Source organism: Oceaniovalibus guishaninsula JLT2003 (assembly GCF_000299575.1).
Lineage (GTDB): Bacteria > Pseudomonadota > Alphaproteobacteria > Rhodobacterales > Rhodobacteraceae > Palleronia > Palleronia guishaninsula.
In genome coordinates, this window is sequence record NZ_AMGO01000002.1 from 1 (window position 1) to 1,253 (window position 1,253).

Below are 1,253 nucleotides of genomic sequence, written 5' to 3' on the forward strand. Positions count from 1 at the left end.
TGAAGTTCCCCCGGTTTCGTGGACAGTTAACCGGTAGCAGATTTCAACTGGGTTTGTGCGCTCCTTTCGAATGTGATGGGTGACTTGTAGCCGAGGGCCGAATGTCGGCGGCTGGGATTGTACCAACCCTCGATGAACTCGAAGACCGCCATGCGAGCCTCGGCCTTGGTGCGGAACTTGCGTCGGTCGAGCAGCTCGCATTGGAGCGTGGCAAAGAAGCTCTCGCACATGGCGTTGTCGTAGGCGTCGCCGACCGAACCCATCGAGGGACGCACGCCAGCCTCCTTGCAGCGCAAGCCAAACGCCACGGACGTGTATTGCGACCCCTGATCGCTATGGTGGATCACGTCCCGTGGCCGCCGCTGACCGATCGCCATGTTCATCGCGTCGATGACGAGCTGGGCCTTGAGGTCGTGGCCCATCGACCATCCCACGATACGACGCGACCAGGCGTCCAGGACGACAGACAGGTAGATGAAGCCCGCCCAAGTCGGCACATAAGTGATGTCTGCCACCCAGAGCTGGTCCGGCGCGTCGGCCCGGAAGTTCCGGTCGACCAGATCGCTGGCCGGGCGTACACGATCGTCGCGGATCGTCGTGCGCGTGCCCTTGCGGCGGCTGACACCGACCAAGGTCGCCGCCTTCATGAGCCTTTCGACGCGCTTGCGGCCGACATTGATGCCTCCGTCAGCCAGTTCGGCATGTATCCGGGGCGCGCCGTAGGTCGCCTTCGACGCGCTGTGGATCCTGCCGATCCGCTCGGACAGGTGCCGGTCAGCCGTTGCGCGTGCCGATGGCGGGCGTGCTATCCAGCCATAAAAGCCGCTGCGCGATACGCCCATGACCTTGGCCATCATTCGCACGGGAAACACGACCTGGTTCGCGGTCATGAACTTGAAGACCTCGGCGAGCCGAGCTCGTCCCGTGCAAACCAGGCCGCGGCCTTTGAGAGTATGTCGCGCTCCATGCGCAACTGGCGGTTCTCCTTGCGCAGACGCGCCAGCTCCTCGCGCTCCAGACTGGTTGGGCCGTCATCTCTCGCGCCGCTATCAATCCCGGCCTGCCTGATCCACCCCGCGATGGTCGCGGCGCACGGCTCAAACTCCCGCGCAAGGCTCTCTACGCTGCGGCCGGCGCGCGCCAGTGCGATAATCTGGGCCCTGAAGTCCGCAGGGTACGGGTTCCTCGTTCTCGGCATGTGAACACCTTCCTATGAAAGCCAAATTGTGTCCACGAAACCGGGGGAACTCCAG

The 1,253-nt window shown here is 63.6% G+C and carries 1 protein-coding gene; it reads right to left on the reverse strand.

The window, feature by feature from the left end; all coding sequences use genetic code 11:
• Window positions 1-26 precede the first annotated feature (26 nt).
• Window positions 27-1,198, reverse strand: a protein-coding gene (locus OCGS_RS00615; RefSeq protein WP_156800922.1) for an IS3 family transposase whose coding sequence is annotated in 2 segments (ribosomal slippage) — window positions 27-949 and window positions 949-1,198 — 1,173 coding nt in all. Because the reading frame shifts where the segments join, the coding sequence is not laid out codon by codon here.
• Window positions 1,199-1,253: the final 55 nt, after the last annotated feature.